Consider the following 19,128-nt stretch of genomic DNA (forward strand, 5'->3'; position numbering starts at 1 on the left):
AACCTAATCAGATTGCCTGACGATTGCAAGTGGGAAATCGCTTTTTCTTGTTTATGCCATAAAAGGTCGCTAGCTTGCCTGCAATTCAGGCAGCACAAATCCCGATAAACCAATGACTTTGAGATATTATGTAATGATTGAACAGCCAACACGTTTGCTTCTTATTGCCGCTTTAACGGCGTGTATCTCAGCGTGCAGCATGTCTGGTGACTGGCCGAATCTGTCAGATAAAATTCCGGATGCATCAGAGCGCGTACGTGTGGTGGAACAGGCTAGCATCTCAAACGCACCTAAACCAAAACCAGAGCCAGCACTTGCCTCAGCAGCAGATGCCCAAGCACGCCTTGCTGATATCACCGTCGCTATCAACACGGCTCAGGAGGCTTACAACAAAGCTTTATCAACTTATGAAGCGTCAGTGCGTGAAACTAATGTTAATGGCACACACCTATGGTTGGAAGCGCAATTAGCGCTTACACGGTTTAGCCAAACGGTTAGCACCCTCAACGAAATCATATACAGCGCTTCTCTCAATGCCACGTCACCAGTAAGCAACGCACATGAAGCCAAAAAAGCTTTTGATCAAATCGTAATAGCTGAACGCCAAAGGCTTAACCGTATCAAGCCGGACACCATGAACAACTCATCATAAAGATTAGCGCAAGAGGAAAGCGTTAACTTAATTGGTGGCAGCAATCGCTTTTTCAATGGCTCTTACGATACAATCAGAGCCAAGCGTACCCAGTAGCGCCATCAAAGTGCCCGCTTCCAGATCTGTTTCACAATCTGCTGTAGACAAAGCAAAAACCGTATCCCCATCAAACGGTGTATGGATAGGCCTTAGAGCCCGCGCAAGCCCGTCCTGAGCCATCATCGCAAAACGTGTACATTCGGCCTTGTTAAGAGGGGCATTGGTTGCAACAGCCGCGATAGTGGTATTGGTGCCCGAAATACCCATCTTAGGCATCTCGACGACACCGTGCTCAGCAGCAGTGCGCACTACCGGGCCGCCAAAGCTGTTCACTGCAACGATAGCAGCAACCATGAGACCATTTGGCAAAACAAGACTCGCTGTTCCAAGGCCGCCACTATAAGCACCAGCTGTAGCACCGTAACCCGCCCCCGTGCGGCCAGCTGTCATTGTGTCAGACGCATCTTCTGCAGCAGCTATACCAAGAGCACGGTATGGTGGCTCCGTCCCCCAGTTCTTGTCACCGCCATTACGCAGATCAAACAATATAGCAGCTGGCACCACTGGCACAGCCGCCGGGCTAATAGGCAATCCGATACCTTTATGTGACAAAAAACTAGCAACACCGTCAGCTGCGGCAAGACCAAACACGGACCCACCCGACAACACAAGACCATGCATTTTCTCTACCAGACATGTGGGGTCAAGCGCTTCCGTATCACGCGTACCTGGCCCGCCACCACGTACATCCACGCCCATCGTCACAGGTGTATCTGGCAAAACAACTGTAACCCCGCTGCGCACCTTTTCATCATGAGCATTGCCAACTTGCAGACCTGCAATATCCGTCAGCGAATCAGTTGGTCCAGGCATCGCTTCATAACGTGTCATTTTATGATCCTACTTTTAGCCTACTCGTCTTCATCACGGTCAGGCAGGCACATCATAAAGCATGTCCCCTCAGGTCCTGTGCTTTCCAGACCGATTTGGCCACCATGCGCTAAAACGATATCACGTGCTGCAGCAAGCCCAAGACCTGTACCGCCTGCCTTGCTGGATGAAAATGCCTTAAACAAATGAGGTCTCACCGTTTCAGGAATACCGGGCCCATGGTCACAAACATGAATATGACTGGTTTGGGCTTCATCTTTTGTTGCCGTCACCTCAATCCACCCATCTGGCCCTTGTACCTCACCAGCATTGCGGCACAAATTAAGCAATACCCGGTGATATTGCTCGGGATCAACATAGATCATAAAATCTTCATCGATATTACACTCGAAACGGAAAGTACCACCATCCAGCAAACCAAGCGATGACCCAACATCAAAAACCAGATCACGCAAACACACTTCGCTTTTCTCAAGCGGTGCTTCTTCAGCCTTACCATGCCTGATTGTCGCCTCACAAAGCGCAATAGCCCGGCTTACTGCTGTCATCAAACGGCGGGAAACCTTTTGCACGCGTGGGTGGTCAACATTTTGCAACACGTCAGATGCAAGCTGCGCCGTTGTCAGAACATTGCGCAAATCGTGATTGATTTTCGCTACAGCTTCGCCCAACGCCGCCAGGTTGCTTTTTTGTTTCAAAGCCTGACGTACTTCATCCTGCATACGGGTTAATTCACGCTGCACCAGACCAATTTCATCCGAGCGGCCTTTAGAATAGCGAATCTTTTTTACCACTTCAGGGCGGCGCCGGAAGGAAACAATGCTGTCTTTTATACGGCGCATCGGGCGCACCAACATCCAGTGCAACGCCAAATACACCAATATGCCAGTAAAGAGTGAGACAATGATTGCAAGTATGAGCGCATTATTCGAATATTTCGTTAGTTCACTATAAAGGTCTGCCTCATCAATAGTGATCTCTAACCAGCGAATTTGCGGTGACTTGGCTCGCCCTACAACACGAATAACCCGTGTGCCACCAAAATTGAGTGTCTGGTACGCATCAATAATAAGCATACCGAGTGACGGGTTACGTAAATCGTACGATTCGTCCACTTCCTCAGGCATAACGTTAAACCCAAGTAACAAGCTTTTGTCTTCACCGCGCATGATAACAGCAATAACGCCTGCTTCGTTTAAAAGACGCTCTTCCAGCATCGGGCTAACGGGTGCATCACCGCGCTCTTCGAGAGCGAGCGCAGCAATTTGCGCATTTGCCAGACGCGTTTGCAAAAAGTCCTGACGAAAGTTTGCAATGGACGGCAGATAAACAAAGCCGGAAATCACCATCACAAATATAACTGTGAGGAACAGTAGACGTGACCGGAGACTAGCCGTAATGGGTCTGTAATGATCTGGCATAACTCAGTGTTCAAAACTATTCCTGAGCGAAAAGCAAGTAAACAATAATCAAGGCACTGCTTTGATTTTAAATTTCACGATTTGCCAAGCTTAACCATAAGGAATGGTTGCATTTGATACCAATTTTCATATCTGGTAAAACAAGTTGCATCACTGAGCAAAAAACCAGACAAAACTATCTGTTTTGGACAGTTGACTTGCTCGTAACTAGTCGGTATACACCGCGTTCGAATTTGAAGCGCCCGTGTGAAAGCACCTTTGATCGCTGCGGATATACAGATTTCCGAAGCTGAGCATTAGAAAAGCGGCGCATAGCTGGAGTAAATAAAGTGAAACGCACATTCCAACCAAGTGAGCTCGTTCGCAAGCGCCGTCACGGTTTTCGTGCACGCAAAGCAACTGTTGGTGGTCGCAAGATTTTGGCTGCACGCCGCGCACGCGGTCGTAAACGCCTGTCTGCATAAGACAAGCCCGCCTTTATGCAGAGACTGATTCTCTGCTTGAAAATACAGAACGCCGACCGTGATATGCTCCGGTCGGCTTTTTGTATGGAATGCAATTGAATGGTCAGCAAACCAAAAACTTTGGCAACAAGCAAAATCGGCCGAATCACACAACGCCCTGAATACCTTAGCGTTGCAAATACCGGCCGCAAATGGGTTACGCCCAGCTTTATTTTGCAAGCTGATCATGGAACAACGCATCAATCAGACGATTCAACACCCGCAAAAGTCGGATTCACCGTCTCCAAAAAAGTAGGGAATGCTGTCATGCGCTCTAAAGCAAGGCGGCGACTAAAAGAAGCAGCAAGAGCCAGCTTTCCTGAACATGCCCCCAATGGTTGGTCGTTCGTATTAATTGGACGCAATACTGCCGTGCACTACCCATTTAAAAAAATGTGTGCTGATATGACGTGGGCACTTGCCAAATTGGCCTCGGGTACCGACTTAAAGAAATCGAACAAACGCCAAAAGAGTAGTTAGAACCATAAAACCACATGCTGCGTAACATCCGAAGGAAACCGCGTTGGCGGAAAACACTGAAGAACAAAAGTTAAAAAAAGACCGAAGCAAATCACTGCTTGCGGTCTTACTTTCCGCTTTTGTACGGTTTTATCAGCTTGTTATTTCACCACTTTTAGGGCCGCGATGTCGTTTTCAGCCTACCTGCAGCCATTATACCCTTGAGGCGATTTCGCTGCATGGAGGCCTAAAAGGAGGCTGGCTTGCAGCAAAACGGATAGCAAAGTGCCATCCTTGGGGTGGATTTGGATATGATCCTGTGCCAAAAGGCAGCAACACAATTAAGAACGATGCACCAAAAGCCGACAAGCAGGTGTCGCCAGACTATTAATTAAAGAAGACTAACAATTAACAAAGCTATCGAAACGAGCGATTGTCGCCGAGTATAGTGTCAGGGTATTTGATCTCATGGGTGAAAATAAAAACTTTATTTTGTTTGCAGTGCTGTCGCTGTTTATTTTGATGAGCTATCAGTACCTTTATGCAGGGCCAAAGCTTGAAGCGCAGCGCCAATATGAGCAACAACAACGTGCATTGGCAGAAGACACAATTGCACCACGTGCGGATGCGCCGTCCATAACGCAGCCATCCATCGTTCAAAACACGCCTGCAACCGTGACATACGAAGATGCCGGTTCTATTGCTCTCGAAACATCCGAGCTAAGCGGCTCTATTTCACTACGCGGTGCAAGGCTTGATGATTTGCTATTGAAAAACCATCGCGTCAGTCAAGATGCTGATTCGCCCAGCATTCGTTTGCTTGTCCCCCTTGAGGAACAGAAATCATACTTTGTTAGATACGGTTGGTTCGCCAAAGGCAAAGACGCGTCTTTCACACCTAATGATGCAACCGTCTGGAGTTCATCTGGCAACACGCTGACACCAGAAACACCTGTTACACTGTCGTGGACCAACCCGGAGAATGTGATATTCAATCTTGATATCAGCGTTGACGAACAGTTTATGTTTTCTGTTCGACAGTCTGTCATCAATAATAGTGGAAGCCCAATTGAGGTTGCCCCATACGGTGCGATTGACCGCCAAGGCGAACCAAAAACTGATGGCCTCTACATTCTTCATGAAGGACCGATCGGTGTGTTTAACGGCACTCTTGAAGAAATTGACTACGGCGACCTCGAAGATGACGGTGATTTTGAGACACTCAGTAGTGTCGGCGGCTGGATGGGCATTACAGACAAGTTCTGGATGACCACAATGATTCCGGATCAAAACACTGCCCTTAACCGCGCTCGCATGATCCGCCGGGTGGACAATAACGGCGTGACGTACCGCGTTGAGTATGCAGAAAACTGGCAGGTTGCACCTGCTGGCGGTCAATCAACATCAACCAGCCAGCTTTATGCCGGGGCAAAAATTGTTGGCGCCATTGATGATTATGCTGAGCAATATAATATCAATCTGTTTGATCGCACAATTGACTGGGGCTGGTTCTGGTTCCTTACCAAGCCAATTTTTGCAGCCATCCATTACCTCTTCCTGTTAACTGGTAATTTCGGTGTTGCGATCTTGTTAATGACAGTGATCCTGAAACTGTTCCTGTTCCCACTTGCCAACAAATCATATGTATCCATGAGCCATATGAAAAAGGCACAACCAAAGATTAAAGCACTGCAAGAACGCCACGGCGACGACAAAGCCAAAATGCAGCAAGAGATGATGGCCCTTTATAAAAATGAAGGTATCAACCCAATGGCCGGGTGCTTGCCGCTTATTCCGCAAATGTTTATATTCTTTGCCTTATATAAAGTGCTTTATGTCACCATTGAAATGCGTCACCAACCCTTTGTTGGTTGGATCAAGGATTTGTCAGTTGCAGACCCACTGACACCGCTAAATGCGTTTGGTTTGATACCATGGGACCCGCCTAGCGTAATTGCTATTGGCATTCTGCCTATTATGATGGGTGTCTCCATGTATCTGATGCAGAAACTTAATCCGCAGCAAGCAACCATGGACCCGATGCAGCAAAAAATCATGAACATGCTGCCGCTTATATTCACCTTTGTCATGGCGCAGTTCAGCGCAGGCCTCGTTCTATACTGGACGTGGAACAACATCCTGTCGATTGGACAGCAATGGCTCATCATGCGCCGTGAAGAAGCACGCACTTCTACTTGATGTGCTTAACTTAGGAAAAGCCTGTGTCTGAAGACCTGTATGACAAAGATGACCTGGAGCGCGGTAGGCTTTTGTTTGCCGGGCCTGTTACTTTTGTTATGGGCGCCGTGTCACTGGAAACACTACCTGCTGCAGACAGGCCTGAGGTTGCGTTTGCCGGACGATCAAACGTTGGCAAGTCCAGCCTTGTGAATGCGCTTACTGGCCGCAAGACACTGGCGCGCACATCAAACACACCAGGGCGCACGCAGGAGCTGAATTACTTTGAAATGGGCTCAGAAACGGATCAGCCTGCCTATCTGGTTGATCTGCCTGGTTATGGCTATGCCAAAATTGAGCGCAAGCGTGTACAGGCATGGACGCGGCTTGTAAAAACATACTTACGTGGCCGCCCTAACCTGCGACGTATCATGCTGCTTATAGACAGCAGGCATGGCCTTAAAGAAAATGACCGCGAAATTATGACAATGCTGGACGAAGCAGCAGTGAACTATCAACTCGTTCTAACCAAACTTGATAAACTGAAAGTTGCCGAACGAGATAAAATGCTTAACAAGACCAAAATGGATGCTGCAAAGTTTATCGCATGTCATCCTACGATCTTGGCCACCAGCAGCGAAAAAGCATGGGGGCTTGCTGAAGTACGTGCCGAGATTGGTCAAACGACTCGCTTTTAACGCAGTATCCCGATCATTTAGACCAACCAAACACTTCTCTCGTTTCACAAACAAGCGCCGTTAAATCTGAACATTGCTGCGAAAGAACCACTGCATCCTGTGTTTCCCGGGCATTTTCTTCCATTAGAAGTAACAGCGCACTAAGACGCATTGCACCAAAACTGGCTGTTGCGCTTTTAAGTGCATGCGCTTTCACCTCAAGCAGCGCCCAATCCAGCTTGCCTGCAGTTTCAAGAATGCCGGCTTCAGAATCACCAATTTCTCGCTCGAGCGATTGCATCAACACTGGCATTGCCGCCGGCTCAACACTGCCAAGCAAACTGTCCAGAACACTTTGATCCAGTAACGGCTCTTTACTATCCGTCATTATTCATCCCGTGCGTATTGGTCGGGTATCGCCAACCGATATACGCCGCGCAACCCTTCAGGGGATACAACTTTTTTCTTACGCACAAAAACAAGCTGGTTTTCGTGGCTAAGCAGTGTTGCCATGCTGCGAATACGCGGCAAATAAGTACGCCAATCAGTGTCCTTTTCTGCCAGAGCAATAGCAATTTCACGCGGCGCTACACTGCGGGCATTTGCTATCTGCGTCAGAATTTCTTTTCGGATAGATTCGTCTGATTGACTCATGTAAATGCTGCCTCTTGTCATCAAAAGCTATTTCTAACGACAATATTTACTAAAAACTAGCGATTCGAAGGGTTCATCATAGGTTTTTCACTTTCCCTGACACGCGGCAGCGGTTAGTGTCCCGGCCAATATCAACGAGGACAGGCCTTATGAAACTTTATATTCGCACCGCTGCGCTGATGGGCACATTACTGCTTGCCGCTTGTAGCGACAAACCAGCCGAAGAAAACAAAACAGAAGATGGGCAAACTATCGAAGGCACGGCTGTAACACCCACAGAAACACCTAATGTGAAAGAAACTGAATCGATGACCGACAAATATACACAAGACAATCTGTCTTATCTGGAAACCAATAAGGCAAAGGACGGTGTTGTCGTTACCGATTCTGGCCTTCAGTACCTCGTCATCAATAAAGGCGACGGCGCTTCGCCAACGGTTGAAGATTTTGTAACTGTCCATTATGCGGGACGTTTCATTGACGGTCGTGAGTTTGACTCGAGCATTGCGCGCGGCGAACCAGCTACTTTCCCTGCCGGTCGTTTGATTCCCGGCTTCACCGAAGCCCTAACCCTTATGCAGGTTGGTGATAAATGGGAAGTAACCATCCCGTCTGAAATTGCTTACGGTGCTGATGGTGCTGGTGGCGGTGTTATTCCCGGTAATAGTACACTTGTTTTCGAGCTTGAACTATTGAACGTTATGAACCAGCAAGAAGCTGAAGAACTTGCAAAAGAACAACAGGCCGAAGCTGAAGCTCAACAACAAGCATTTCGCCAGTCACAGCTTGATTATCTAGCAGAAAATCTGAAAAATGATGACATCAAGGTAACCGATTCTGGTTTGCAGTACCGTGTCATCGAAGAAGGTACAGGCCAATCACCAACAGCAACTTCAAATGTAACTGTTCACTATTCAGGTAAACTTACAAACGGCGAAGAATTTGATTCGAGCTATAAACGCGGGGAAACAATTCAATTCCCGCTAAACGGTGTGATCAAAGGTTGGACCGAAGGTGTTCAGTTGATGAAAGAAGGCGGTAAATACGAATTCTTCCTGCCATATGACTTGGGCTATGGTGAGCGCGGCACGCCTAGCGGTATCCCGCCGTATGCAACACTGATCTTCATCGTGGAATTGGTGTCTGTCGATAGCTAAAGCAGGCAAAGAAGCCCGTAACAACTATCCAGAACATCTCTGAAAAAGAGATATAGCGCGAGGTCAATAGACCCAAGCACAATAATCATGGGTAGCAGGAAGTATTTCACTGCTGCCCATGCCGCACCAAGTGTGAGGCGCGGCGGCGCAATACGATGCCCCTTGACTGTTTCCAGTTTTTCTCGTCCAAATGCCATAAGCCAATGGTAACAACAGACAGAATTGATGCAAGGCATCATATATTTTCTGCGTAAAATGATGCGAGATATGTCCTCACCAAGTTTTCAAATTGAACGGCAGCCGTTTCTATTAGCGGCAAATCATCAGCTCACTCCTGTAAACTCGAACAAGCCACTACCGCTGCAGCAACACGCATTTTATGCCGCAGCGATGCAGGCTTTCGGTGCAAACATTGAAGAAATTATTGTTAAACAGGATAGTGAGCCTGTGCTGAAAGGTTATTTTCTTCATCGCACCTTTATGCGCTTTGTTCATGTAACATCAGCACTGCGCGGCCCTTTGTGGCATGATGACGCCGCACCTGAGTCGCTAAAGATTGAAACATTAAAATTTCTAAAAAAACAGTTTTCAAATTGGCGCTGGAACTTCCTGAGCATCATGCCTGAGTTGCATGATGACGCTCTAAACAAAAAGCTATTACGTAGTGCAGGTTTTCACCGCATTATGACAGGTGCCAGCACTGTATGGCTTGACCTCGGGCAAACGGAAAATGCGTTCCGCCAAAAGCTGGATGGCAATTGGCGTAATCAACTAAAAAAAGCCGAGAAAGAAAACCTGTCGATCAGTATAGGCGGTGCAAAAGCCAAACATTACAATTGGCTGCTTGAGAGAGAAAAGGACCAACGCCAGAACAGAAATTATCTCGCGCTACCCACAGGTTTTATCGAAGCTTATGCTGAAGCGGGAAAACTGCTGAATGCAAAAGATCCAAATATCATCTCCGTAACAGCAATTGAAAACGGCAACAAAATTGCAGGCGCATTATTCTTAATACACGGCAATAGCGCAACATATCACATTGGATGGGCGGGTGAACGCGCGCGCACCATTAATGCGCAAAATCAGGTTCTATATTCAGGTGCACAGACACTCATGGAGCGTGGTATCCAATGGCTTGATCTGGGCGGGCTGGACACCGGACCACAAGCAGGCATTGCACGCTTCAAACTCGGCATGGGAGCAACGCCGATAATACTCGCCGGCACATACATATAAATATCGATTATGCAATCAATGCCCCGTGTTCGTACCAAATCATTGGAACAAACCTTGTGCTACTTGTAAATTTGCCTTAAACGCACATATTGTGATATTATAACCTGTCTATGGACAAAGAAAGATAGAGCACAAACGTTTTGGACATTGTACTCGCATTGTCGGTTCTTGTACTGCTTGCTGCACCCTTGTTGGCGCGGTTAGTTAGCCGTATGCCTGCCCTTAAAGGCGGTATTGACGGTTTTGTTTTAATGACAGTTCTTGGCCTTGTTACACTGACCTTATTACCCGAATCGCTCGAGCGTGTCGGTGGTTGGGGCCTATTGGTCGCTTTTACTGGTTTTATTCTGCCGTGGGCATCAGAATTTTTGTTCCATAAAACAGAAGAGATCACACACCGTATTGTTATGCTTGTTGCGACACTTGCACTTATTATCCACGCAGCAAGTGACGGTGCATTGCTCGCTGTCGCTAAAGACAGTGTTCATGGCTCATTTCTCGCAACCGGAGTGTTACTGCACCGAGTAGGTGTTGCCATCGCCGTATGGTGGCTTCTGCGTCCTGTTTTAACAACTATTGGCGGCATTTCTGTACTTGCAGCCATGGGTGTTATGACAGTTGTGGCCTACTTGATGGTTATCTTTGCAGGCGAGTGGTATGATGTGCCGCTAGCTGGATACTGGCAAGCATTTGCGGCAGGATCATTGCTGCACGTTGTCTTGCACCCGATCGGCGATCATGAACATGCACCGCAAGCGTCCACAATAACATTCCACCGTATTGGGACCGGCCTGGGCATTTTATTTGTCGCCGGGCTAATCGCATCCCACTATTACGACCATGGTCCAACACTGCAGGCAGCGGGTTACCATGCCCATACTATGGGACATATGTTTGACTATATGGCATCTGTTGGCACACTGATTGCGCCGATCGCGCTTTTGCTGATGGCCGGATTTGCCATATACGGCAAAATGAACGCTGACCTTGCTTCAGCATACCGGCGCCTACAACAAACAGCGCCATGGACCTTGGTATTGTGGTTCGGTGTAACCTTGATTGATAATATTTTACCTGTTGCACTACCAATGCCTGAGAACATCAGCGCGCTGTTTGTTTTATGGCTTGGAGCACTTGTACCAATTCTTGTTCACACAGGCGCACGTAATTTTTTTGCAACGCTCGTACCGCGCTTTATCCTTAAGCACGATCATAGCCACTAAAGCTTTAGTCTTTTTTCAACTGTATGCTTTTTTGCAGTCTCTGCAGCTGAAGACTGCATATATTTACGCTCGTTTTTTGCCTGGCTTTTGCTTATATGATGAGCCATAGCAGCGTTGAGGAAACACCGTGCGATTTGAAAATAAAACAGTAGTAGTGACAGGCGGCACATCCGGCTTGGGTGAAGCGGTTGTAAAAGCTTTTACGGCTGAGGGTGCGCATGTTTTCTTCTGCGGACTGGACGCAATCGGCGGCGAGCGTGTTGAAAACGAAACATTGCCCCTCAAAGGCTGTGCAATATTTAAGCGAAATGACGTTAGGCTTGCAGATGATATGAGATCATTTATCGATCATGTTGTTACCAAGCGGTCCACTATAGATATTGCCGTTAATAGTGCTGGTATAAGCCACCCTGCAGCACTGTTTACTGACCACGCGCCCGAAATCATTGAAGATGTATGGCGCACAAACGTCATGGGCGTTTGGCATGCAATGCAATATGAGCTAGCCCCCATGATTAATGCCAAAGCAGGTTCAATTATCAATATTGCATCAATACTATCTAAATCAGGCGCGCCGTGGATGGCGCCATACGGCATGAGCAAACATGCAGTTGTCGGCATGAGCAAAAGCGCCGCATTAGATTACAGCGATATTGGCATTCGTATTAACTGCGTGTCCCCCGGTCCAATGCAAACACCGATGTTTGAGCGCGCACTTGCTGACATAGACGGCGACATGAGTAAATTTGCAGGCGGTTTGCCGCATTCAGGGCCGGCAGATCCTGCAGATGTTGCAAAAACAGTGCTTTACCTTGCAAGTGACGAGGCCGCAAATGTAACCGGTGCAAACTTCATTGTTGATGGCGGTGTCTCAACCGGATAGCCCACACAAATGCCTTATTCACCAGTATTAGTCATGATTTAAGCATGCTATTATAATCAACTATACACAGCCAACACGACTAGAGGAACTGACATGAACATGGTAACGGACTGGTTCAGGCGCACATTTTCAGATGCGCAATTTGTACTGCTCGTCGGCATTCTGTTCAGTCTTATTATACTGGTTACTTTCTTTGGTCGCATGCTTGCGCCAGCAATAGCTGCGCTTGTTATCGCGTTTCTGCTAGACGGTCCGATTGATTGGCTCACACGCAGAGGCGCACGCCCGCTTGTAGCTTTTCTCAGCGTATACATCGGATTTATCTTACTCTCGCTCACACTATTGCTTGCTGTCGTACCGCCTCTTTTCAATCAGGTGACGCAGTTTATAAATGACACCCCTGCCATCGTTAGCAGCCTTCAGCAGGCATTGTTGAGCATGCAGGACCGTTTTCCTGACCTGATTTCAGAAGATCAGGTGCGCTCCTGGTTTTCAAACCTTGGTAACGAGGTCGCCAATCTTGGCCCTCAACTATTACAATACTCACTGTCTGGTATTACCGGCGCGATTTCGATTGTCGTGTACACAGTGCTTGTACCGGTCATGGTGTTCTTCTTTCTTAAAGATAAGGAAGAAATTCTGAGCTGGATCAGCGGCTTTTTGCCAACAGACCGCACAATGGTGCATCAAGTCTGGCGTGAAGTGGTAGAACGCGCCGGTGATTATGCCCGCGGTAAGGTATACGAAATTCTGATTGTTGCTATTGCAGCTTTCATTGCTTACCAGCTTATTGGCTTGCGCTACGCAACTTTACTGGCGGTCGCGACAGGCCTAAGCGTTGTCATTCCATATTTTGGTGCAGCTGTTGTGACGCTGCCTGTCGCGTTTGTTGCTGTTTTTCAATGGGGTTTAACCAGTGAAACTCTTGGTGCTGTCATCGTGTATTTGGTGTTGCAAGCTCTAGATGGTAACGTTCTTGCACCATTATTGTTTTCAGAAGTCGTCAAACTACACCCAAATGCCATCATACTGGCCATTCTGGTTTTTGGCGGCATATGGGGATTGTGGGGTGTTTTCTTCGCTATTCCGCTTGCCACAGTTGCCAACGCTGTTATTCGTGCATGGCGAGAACGAGTGGCAGCAAACAAGGCTGCTACTACATCGTAAAACAAAACCTCTTTGCATTTCTTGGAATTCTGCTTAAATTAGTTAGTGTTAAAGCATTAAGGAGCACGCCAGTCCCATGATTTTGGAATCGCGTAGCATTGTATTTTCTGACGAAGAGCTGTTTCTAGCCTTGCGTCCTGTTATGGAAACAAACGGGACAAATGCTGATGTCCCTCTGAAAAATATCTTCGCACGGCTTGATAGCGAGGGTGAAGTAACCGCGGTAATACAACCAGCTGATGGTTCGGCAGAAATAGTTTTCGAATCGCGAGAACTAGGGCCTGCCGTTTTGAACCATTGTATTGACCAAGGCATTCCTCTGCCACGTGGTTCATACAAAGAACTGGCAATACGCGGTGACCATATCGCACTTATCGTGCGCCTGGAAACTGGCGCAGTTCAGTCTGAGATAGACGAAGACGAAGAATAATCAATATTACCTACTTATCGTAATTCCAAGTGTTCCGGCATTGTGAAACAATAAACTAGCGGTTTGCCACTATGAAAAATGGCAGCACTTCATCGAAGCCCTGCCACTCATTGTTCATTAATGTTATGGTATATTACTCAGGCAGGAAATCCGGTACTGAAAGATACCTCTCTCCGGTATCGTAACAGAAACCCAACACGCGCATGCCTTTAGGCGACCCTTCAAGATGCTGAGCGATTGCAGCAAGCGTTGCACCCGAAGATATACCAATCAGCATTGCTTCTTCGCGTGCGGCACGGCGTGCCATTTCTTTAGCTGGCTCCGCATCAACCTGTATTACACCGTCAACTAGTGACATATCCATAACACCTGGCATAAAGCCTGCGCCAATACCTTGAATAGGGTGTGGCCCGGGCGCGCCGCCTGACAGTACCGGCGATAGAGTAGGCTCTACAGCCAAAACCTTAAAAGAAGGCCACGCCTTCTTAAGCACTTCTGCACATCCGGTAATGTGACCACCTGTACCAACGCCTGTTATCATATAATCAAGACCGCCGTTTTCAGAAAAATCAGCAAGAATTTCCGGTCCGGTTGTCTCCCTATGAACAGCAGCATTTGCTGGGTTGTCGAACTGCTGCGGCATCCATGCACCTTCAGTATTTTCAACTAATTCCGTTGCTTTTGCCAGAGCGCCCTTCATGCCGAGTTCACGCGGTGTTAAAACAAATTCAGCACCATATGCCAACATGATACGGCGACGTTCAATCGACATTGATTCAGGCATTACAAGAATTAGCCTGTAACCCTTAACTGCAGCAACCATGGCAAGGCCTATACCAGTATTACCCGATGTCGGCTCGATAATGACACCGTCCGGCTTCAATGAACCATCATCTTCAGCAGTGTTTACCATCGCTAGCGCAATACGGTCCTTGATCGAACCGCCAGGGTTTGTGCGCTCCTGCTTGATCCATACTTCATGGTCCGGGAACATACGCGCCAAACGCACATGCGGTGTACCACCAATGGTTTCCAAAATTGAGGATGCTTTCATGGAGATATTCTTTCTATGTTGATGTCATGCCTGTGTTGAAAACAGACGACACTATTGCGTCTAACGCATTCTAACGACCGCAACGCCATCCGCCAAGATGTACGTTTTTTTATTCTATTTTCTCAGCAGTGCTTGTTGGCGTGCTTGTATGGGCACGATTTCGTCTGTATCAGCAGGCTTGAACATAACGCGTGACCATGCCGGAATCGAGCGTGTTATCCAGACATTGCCGCCAATAACTGAATTTTTACCGATAATAGTGTCACCGCCAAGGATAGTTGCACCCGCATAGATCACAACATTGTCTTCAATGGTGGGATGGCGTTTTTTGGCACGGTGTTCCCGATCAACACGAAGGGCGCCAAGTGTTACCCCTTGGTAAATTTTAACATTATCACCGATAACTGTTGTTTGCCCAATCACTACACCAGTGCCGTGATCAATAAACAAAGACCGGCCAATTTGAGCGCCAGGGTGAATATCAATGCCGGTTTTTTGGTGCGCATATTCTGTGATCATGCGCGGCAGTAACGGCACGCTTCGGTCCGACAAGGCATGCGCAATGCGGTAAGCAACCACAGCAAAAAAACCGGGATAACAAAGGATAACTTCTTCAATAGACTGCGCAGCAGGGTCTCCCTGCATTAGGGCGCGTGCATCCGCGTGGCATGCGTCCGCAATCTTCACAAGATCAGACATAAACCCTTTGACCAGCAACACAGTGCAATCAATGTCTTCCTGATTTCGGCAAAGTGGTTCAACCAAATCATGAAATGCGTCTTCAAGCGCTGTGAGACGTTCTTCCAGTGTTGCACTAAGCTCGTCTGCCGCCGCATGATGAGGAAACAGTACCGCGACTGTTTGCTTCAACAAGCCACCAATCTTCTTAAGCGAGATACCTGATAGGTCATTATATTGCTGATGGTGCGTACGCAATCTGTCAGCAATTGTTTCAATTGTAGATGGGCTTTCTTCGAGCTGCGGCATGGGCTGTCTCCTCGCTACTCTTAGTTTAAGCACGAAAGATGTAACTACAAGCCCTGAGCAGACGAGATTTTCTTCACGTTTTCGGGAGAAAACTTATCTGAAATCGTAAAATGATAATAAAAACTATATCGAATGACGCAATGCGTCGGCATCATCCTGTAAAAGGTGCCCGTATCCTGCATCACGGATCAAATCATTACTTTTAACTACGACTTCTTCGTGGATGCGCTTCATAAAGTCTTCTTTTGACAAACCTTCAGGGAGGGGTTCGCCAATCTGAAAAACTGCGGTACCAGCCCGATGCCAAAACCCACGCGTCCAAAAAACACCCGTATTTGTCGCAACCGGATACACTTTCAGGCCTGCATCTTTATACAGATAATATGCACCGCTTTTCAGCCGCTTGGATGTTCCGATCGCAACGCGTGTCGCTTGCGGATAAACAATCAAAGGTCTTTCATATTCACGCATATGGTCTGCGACAGACTGCATTCCTTTGTGTGCAGTTTTGGACTTACGGTCAATTTTTATGACTTTAATCTTGGTCAAAATAGAGCCAATAAAAGGCAAGGAAAACAGCTCTTTTTTCGCCAGCGCGGTCACATCACTACGTAGTAAATATGTCAGCATGGGATCCATATTGCTTTGGTGCGCCGCGGCAATGATAAGTGCACCATCTTTAGGTAAACGCTCAGTAAATCTATGTTCATGGCGAATACCTGCAAAAATGCGTGCAATCCACACAGAACCCGCAGAGAACCAGTAAACACCTCGGCGCACAGGTGCATCCGTCTTTGCAAAACAAAGTGGTGCAACCACCAATCCGCAAAAAATTAGAGTAAAGGGGTAAAAAACAATGTTGAAAAAAATGGAGCGAATACGATCTGAAACTTTCACATCAACACCCTATACCTTGCCATCAAAACCAGCTTTGCAGCTCTCAAATTCACTTTTACAGTCAAATGCCATTATATGCTGCTTTTACACAAGATAAAAATCCGCTAGCCTTTACTGAATCGAAAATCACTTCAAAGGAATTAAGCACGTGACTGAAAATACAGCGGACAACAAAAGAGGTGATGACAGGCTTCCGGTTTTATGGACAGGCCGCCTGACCACAGACGACGATAAAGAGTTCACATGCAAGGTGCGCGATGTTTCGCTGGCAGGTACACTCATATCAACCGATGCTTCGCTTGAACTCGGTGAACGACTGCTTCTAGAAATTGATGAACTCGGTGAATTTGCTGTTGAGGTAAAATGGTCAGGTTCAGATCAACTTGGCCTCCTTATTTTGGCTGGCCCTGATCTTATGTTGAAAAAATTTGCCGAAGGTGCCGGTAGCGAAACCTCGAACAAGCCCATTATTGTTGACGGGGACCCATTAGCCGGAAATTGAAGCCTTGCCACATAGAACGACAGCAAGATAACAAACCGCTAGATAGTGATAGGTCTGTTATCACTATCAACGGCCACCATGATAAAATCGCTTTTACCGCACAAGCGGCGATCACCAGAGTAAAGATCTTCCGCATGGATCGTCACCTCGCACACTAGCGAGGTTCTGCCCTTATATTTAACACGACCAGACAAGTCTATTATCTCGCCTTCATTGGCTGATGCTACAAAGTCTGTTCTTTGACACCCTGCCATAACAAAAACTTTTCGGGCGTAGCGTGTTGCTGTTATGAAAGCTGCTTTCCCCATCATAGCCAAAGCGTTGCCGCCAAATAACGTTCCATAATGATTGGTTTGATCAGCAAACACCATTTCGATACAGCGACATAAAATATCATCCGACGACTCGGTTACCACAGCCTTATCAAGTGAAGGTAATGCTGCCGCCTGCTTGTCTGGTGATACCATGTTGAAGGCACCAGTTGTGCAATGTACTTTTTCTCCACTAAGCAGGTCTTCAGCGAACATATCAACTTCAACCGAAAGCGAACGTGTACCCGCACGTACAACTTTTGCTGCAAAATCAATGATGTTTCCTCTAGCGGCAGCCTCATTGAAGTCAATGCGCTCGCACGATGCTGTGACAAAACTACGCCGTCCAAAACGGGTCGCAGCAACAAATGCAACCTTATCCATATGAGAAAGCGCTGTACCACCAAACAAAGTATCATGGTGATTTGTTTCACCGGGAAATACTATGTCAACGTAATGCGTTACATCGTTCGAACAGGTTCGCATCATTTCATCCTCAATAAAAAAAGCCAAACCAATATAATCAGTACGGCAGCATTTACTAACAATTGCAGATCAAACGGCCTGGCCAGCAGCATGTCCGCTAGCCCACGCCCACTGAAAGTTATAGCCACCTAACCAACCAGTGACATCGACGCATTCACCAATAAAGTAAAGCCCCGGCACTTTTTTAACTTCCATAGTTTTTGATGACAAAGCGTCAGTGGCAACACCGCCCTTGGTTACCTCCGCTTTGCCAAAACCTTCAGTACCCACTGGTTTCAAACGCCAATCTCCAACGCGTCTTGCCACATTGTCCAGGCTCGCGTTCGATAATTCCGCCATTTTCCCAGGCCAATCACTCGTGACCTGCTCCGCTAAGCGACTTGGTAGCTTTTCTGACAACACCGTTTTTAGTGTAGATGATGCATATGTATCTCTTGCTGATATCAACCAAGACTTCACATCAGTTTCATCAGGTAATAAATTGACCTTAATTACATCACTCGGGCACCAGTATGAGGATACCTGCAAAATCGCCGGACCACTGAGGCCACGGTGTGTAAACAAGCTGTTTTCACGAAATGATGGATGTTCTTTATTATCGGCAACGGCAACATGCGTATCCACTGCAACGCCTGCCAATTCTTTCATTGCCTGAACATCGCTCTCGCCGAAGGTAAGTGGTACAAGCGCAGGACGCGGCTCAACAATGCGCAAACCAAATTGCCGCGCAAGCTTATAGCCAAAATCGGTTGCCCCCATCTTGGGAATGGAAGCACCGCCTGTAGCAACAACAAGCTGATGTGCCTCTATCGCCTTCTGACCTACTGAAAGCAAAAACCCCCGGTCTGTTTTTTCAACATTTGAAACTTCGGTTTCTAAACTCACTGAAACACCAACCTTGGCGCACTCATCCAGCAAAACCTGCAAAATCGCTTTAGCGCCTTGATCGCAAAAAAGCTGCCCTAATGTTTTTTCATGCCATGTCAAACCATACGATGCGATAAGATTCATAAAATCCCACTGCGTATAACGACTAAGTGCTGACTTGGCAAAATGAGGATTCTCGGAGATATACGCCGAAGCCGTAACAGCTTCATTGGTGAAATTACATCTTCCGCCACCTGAAATCAGGATCTTTGCACCCGGTTTCTTGTTTCGTTCAATCAACAAAACAGTTTTACCACGCGCCGCAGCGGTGGATGCGCACATTAAACCAGCGGCACCCGCACCCAACACCACTACATCGTAGGCTTCAATTTTCATTCGACATGTCCAATTGACGTATACTTACGCGTATCTTGCCCATTTATCATTCTTTATC

At 47.2% G+C, this 19,128-nt stretch carries 23 protein-coding genes; 13 read left to right on the forward strand and 10 right to left on the reverse strand.

The window, feature by feature from the left end; genetic code table 11:
* Positions 1-133: 133 nt before the first annotated feature.
* On the forward strand, positions 134-652 hold the full coding sequence (locus tag OEU88_RS00710) for a hypothetical protein (RefSeq protein ID WP_262693177.1): 519 nt from the start codon (positions 134-136) through the stop codon (positions 650-652).
* 27 nt (positions 653-679) lie between these two features.
* On the opposite strand, the gene OEU88_RS00715 is transcribed toward OEU88_RS00710, so the two are convergent.
* Positions 680-1,582, reverse strand: a complete 903-nt coding sequence (locus OEU88_RS00715; RefSeq protein WP_262693178.1) for a P1 family peptidase — start codon at positions 1,580-1,582, stop codon at positions 680-682.
* Positions 1,583-1,602: 20 nt separating this feature from the next.
* Positions 1,603-2,931 (reverse strand): sensor histidine kinase, encoded by a 1,329-nt coding sequence (locus tag OEU88_RS00720; protein ID WP_262694169.1) that lies wholly within the window; start codon positions 2,929-2,931, stop codon positions 1,603-1,605.
* Between the two features lie 401 nt (positions 2,932-3,332).
* On the opposite strand from OEU88_RS00720, the gene rpmH reads away from it, so the two are divergent.
* The 5 genes from rpmH to yihA all read left to right on the forward strand — a co-directional run bounded on the left by rpmH (position 3,333) and on the right by yihA (position 6,841).
* On the forward strand, positions 3,333-3,467 hold the full coding sequence (rpmH, locus tag OEU88_RS00725) for a 50S ribosomal protein L34 (RefSeq protein WP_262693179.1): 135 nt from the start codon (positions 3,333-3,335) through the stop codon (positions 3,465-3,467).
* Between the two features lie 99 nt (positions 3,468-3,566).
* A complete protein-coding gene (gene rnpA, locus OEU88_RS00730) occupies positions 3,567-3,986 on the forward strand; it encodes a ribonuclease P protein component (RefSeq protein ID WP_262693180.1) in 420 nt (139 codons plus the stop codon).
* A gap of 94 nt (positions 3,987-4,080) precedes the next feature.
* Positions 4,081-4,356 (forward strand): membrane protein insertion efficiency factor YidD, encoded by a 276-nt coding sequence (yidD, locus tag OEU88_RS00735; RefSeq protein ID WP_262694170.1) that lies wholly within the window; start codon positions 4,081-4,083, stop codon positions 4,354-4,356.
* 77 nt (positions 4,357-4,433) lie between these two features.
* The gene (gene yidC / locus OEU88_RS00740) at positions 4,434-6,164 is read left to right on the forward strand and encodes a membrane protein insertase YidC (RefSeq protein WP_262693181.1); all 1,731 of its coding nucleotides are present in this window, start codon (positions 4,434-4,436) and stop codon (positions 6,162-6,164) included.
* 23 nt (positions 6,165-6,187) lie between these two features.
* Positions 6,188-6,841, forward strand: coding sequence for a ribosome biogenesis GTP-binding protein YihA/YsxC (yihA, locus tag OEU88_RS00745; protein ID WP_262693182.1), 654 nt, complete (start codon positions 6,188-6,190; stop codon positions 6,839-6,841).
* Between the two features lie 13 nt (positions 6,842-6,854).
* Here the strand turns inward: yihA and OEU88_RS00750 are convergent, their stop codons facing one another.
* Both OEU88_RS00750 and OEU88_RS00755 read right to left on the reverse strand, forming a co-directional pair.
* Entirely contained in the window at positions 6,855-7,208 is a 354-nt protein-coding gene (locus OEU88_RS00750) for an Hpt domain-containing protein (RefSeq protein ID WP_262693183.1), read from the reverse strand.
* Positions 7,208-7,474 carry a DUF3253 domain-containing protein gene (locus tag OEU88_RS00755; protein WP_262693184.1) on the reverse strand — a complete coding sequence of 89 codons (267 nt, stop codon included), beginning with the start codon at positions 7,472-7,474 and terminating at the stop codon, positions 7,208-7,210. Before OEU88_RS00755 ends, OEU88_RS00750 begins: the two co-directional genes overlap by 1 nt.
* Before the next feature lie 149 nt (positions 7,475-7,623).
* Between OEU88_RS00755 and OEU88_RS17605 the strand changes: the two genes are divergently transcribed.
* A complete protein-coding gene (locus tag OEU88_RS17605) occupies positions 7,624-8,631 on the forward strand; it encodes an FKBP-type peptidyl-prolyl cis-trans isomerase (RefSeq protein WP_317279119.1) in 1,008 nt (335 codons plus the stop codon).
* Here the strand turns inward: OEU88_RS17605 and OEU88_RS00770 are convergent.
* Positions 8,628-8,828 (reverse strand): hypothetical protein, encoded by a 201-nt coding sequence (locus OEU88_RS00770; RefSeq protein WP_262693185.1) that lies wholly within the window; start codon positions 8,826-8,828, stop codon positions 8,628-8,630. The genes OEU88_RS17605 and OEU88_RS00770 overlap by 4 nt on opposite strands.
* A gap of 70 nt (positions 8,829-8,898) precedes the next feature.
* On the opposite strand from OEU88_RS00770, the gene OEU88_RS00775 reads away from it, so the two are divergent.
* From OEU88_RS00775 to OEU88_RS00795, 5 genes are all read left to right on the forward strand, one after another.
* Positions 8,899-9,867 (forward strand): GNAT family N-acetyltransferase, encoded by a 969-nt coding sequence (locus OEU88_RS00775; RefSeq protein ID WP_262693186.1) that lies wholly within the window; start codon positions 8,899-8,901, stop codon positions 9,865-9,867.
* Between the two features lie 140 nt (positions 9,868-10,007).
* A complete protein-coding gene (locus OEU88_RS00780; protein ID WP_262693187.1) occupies positions 10,008-11,090 on the forward strand; it encodes a ZIP family metal transporter in 1,083 nt (360 codons plus the stop codon).
* 127 nt (positions 11,091-11,217) lie between these two features.
* Positions 11,218-11,973, forward strand: coding sequence for an SDR family NAD(P)-dependent oxidoreductase (locus OEU88_RS00785; RefSeq protein ID WP_262693188.1), 756 nt, complete (start codon positions 11,218-11,220; stop codon positions 11,971-11,973).
* 93 nt (positions 11,974-12,066) lie between these two features.
* On the forward strand, positions 12,067-13,140 hold the full coding sequence (locus tag OEU88_RS00790) for an AI-2E family transporter (RefSeq protein ID WP_262693189.1): 1,074 nt from the start codon (positions 12,067-12,069) through the stop codon (positions 13,138-13,140).
* Positions 13,141-13,216: 76 nt separating this feature from the next.
* Positions 13,217-13,570: a hypothetical protein gene (locus OEU88_RS00795; RefSeq protein ID WP_262693190.1), complete on the forward strand. Its 354-nt coding sequence runs from the start codon at positions 13,217-13,219 to the stop codon at positions 13,568-13,570.
* 133 nt (positions 13,571-13,703) lie between these two features.
* Here the strand turns inward: OEU88_RS00795 and cysK are convergent, their stop codons facing one another.
* The 3 genes from cysK to OEU88_RS00810 all read right to left on the reverse strand — a co-directional run bounded on the left by cysK (position 13,704) and on the right by OEU88_RS00810 (position 16,508).
* Positions 13,704-14,624 (reverse strand): cysteine synthase A, encoded by a 921-nt coding sequence (cysK, locus tag OEU88_RS00800; protein WP_262693191.1) that lies wholly within the window; start codon positions 14,622-14,624, stop codon positions 13,704-13,706.
* 114 nt (positions 14,625-14,738) lie between these two features.
* Complete coding sequence (epsC, locus tag OEU88_RS00805) at positions 14,739-15,611, reverse strand: serine O-acetyltransferase EpsC (protein WP_262693192.1); 873 nt, start codon at positions 15,609-15,611, stop codon at positions 14,739-14,741.
* Between the two features lie 123 nt (positions 15,612-15,734).
* The gene (locus OEU88_RS00810; RefSeq protein WP_262693193.1) at positions 15,735-16,508 is read right to left on the reverse strand and encodes a lysophospholipid acyltransferase family protein; all 774 of its coding nucleotides are present in this window, start codon (positions 16,506-16,508) and stop codon (positions 15,735-15,737) included.
* A gap of 148 nt (positions 16,509-16,656) precedes the next feature.
* Between OEU88_RS00810 and OEU88_RS00815 the strand changes: the two genes are divergently transcribed.
* On the forward strand, positions 16,657-17,010 hold the full coding sequence (locus OEU88_RS00815) for a PilZ domain-containing protein (RefSeq protein WP_262693194.1): 354 nt from the start codon (positions 16,657-16,659) through the stop codon (positions 17,008-17,010).
* A gap of 38 nt (positions 17,011-17,048) precedes the next feature.
* On the opposite strand, the gene OEU88_RS00820 is transcribed toward OEU88_RS00815, so the two are convergent.
* Together OEU88_RS00820 and OEU88_RS00825 are read right to left on the reverse strand one after the other, a co-directional pair.
* Positions 17,049-17,810 (reverse strand): acyl-CoA thioesterase, encoded by a 762-nt coding sequence (locus OEU88_RS00820; RefSeq protein WP_262693195.1) that lies wholly within the window; start codon positions 17,808-17,810, stop codon positions 17,049-17,051.
* A gap of 66 nt (positions 17,811-17,876) precedes the next feature.
* Positions 17,877-19,070, reverse strand: a complete 1,194-nt coding sequence (locus tag OEU88_RS00825) for a BaiN/RdsA family NAD(P)/FAD-dependent oxidoreductase (protein WP_262693196.1) — start codon at positions 19,068-19,070, stop codon at positions 17,877-17,879.
* Between the last annotated feature and the right edge of the window lie 58 nt (positions 19,071-19,128).

This window comes from Kordiimonas aquimaris (assembly GCF_025574485.1).
GTDB lineage: Bacteria > Pseudomonadota > Alphaproteobacteria > Sphingomonadales > Kordiimonadaceae > Kordiimonas > Kordiimonas aquimaris.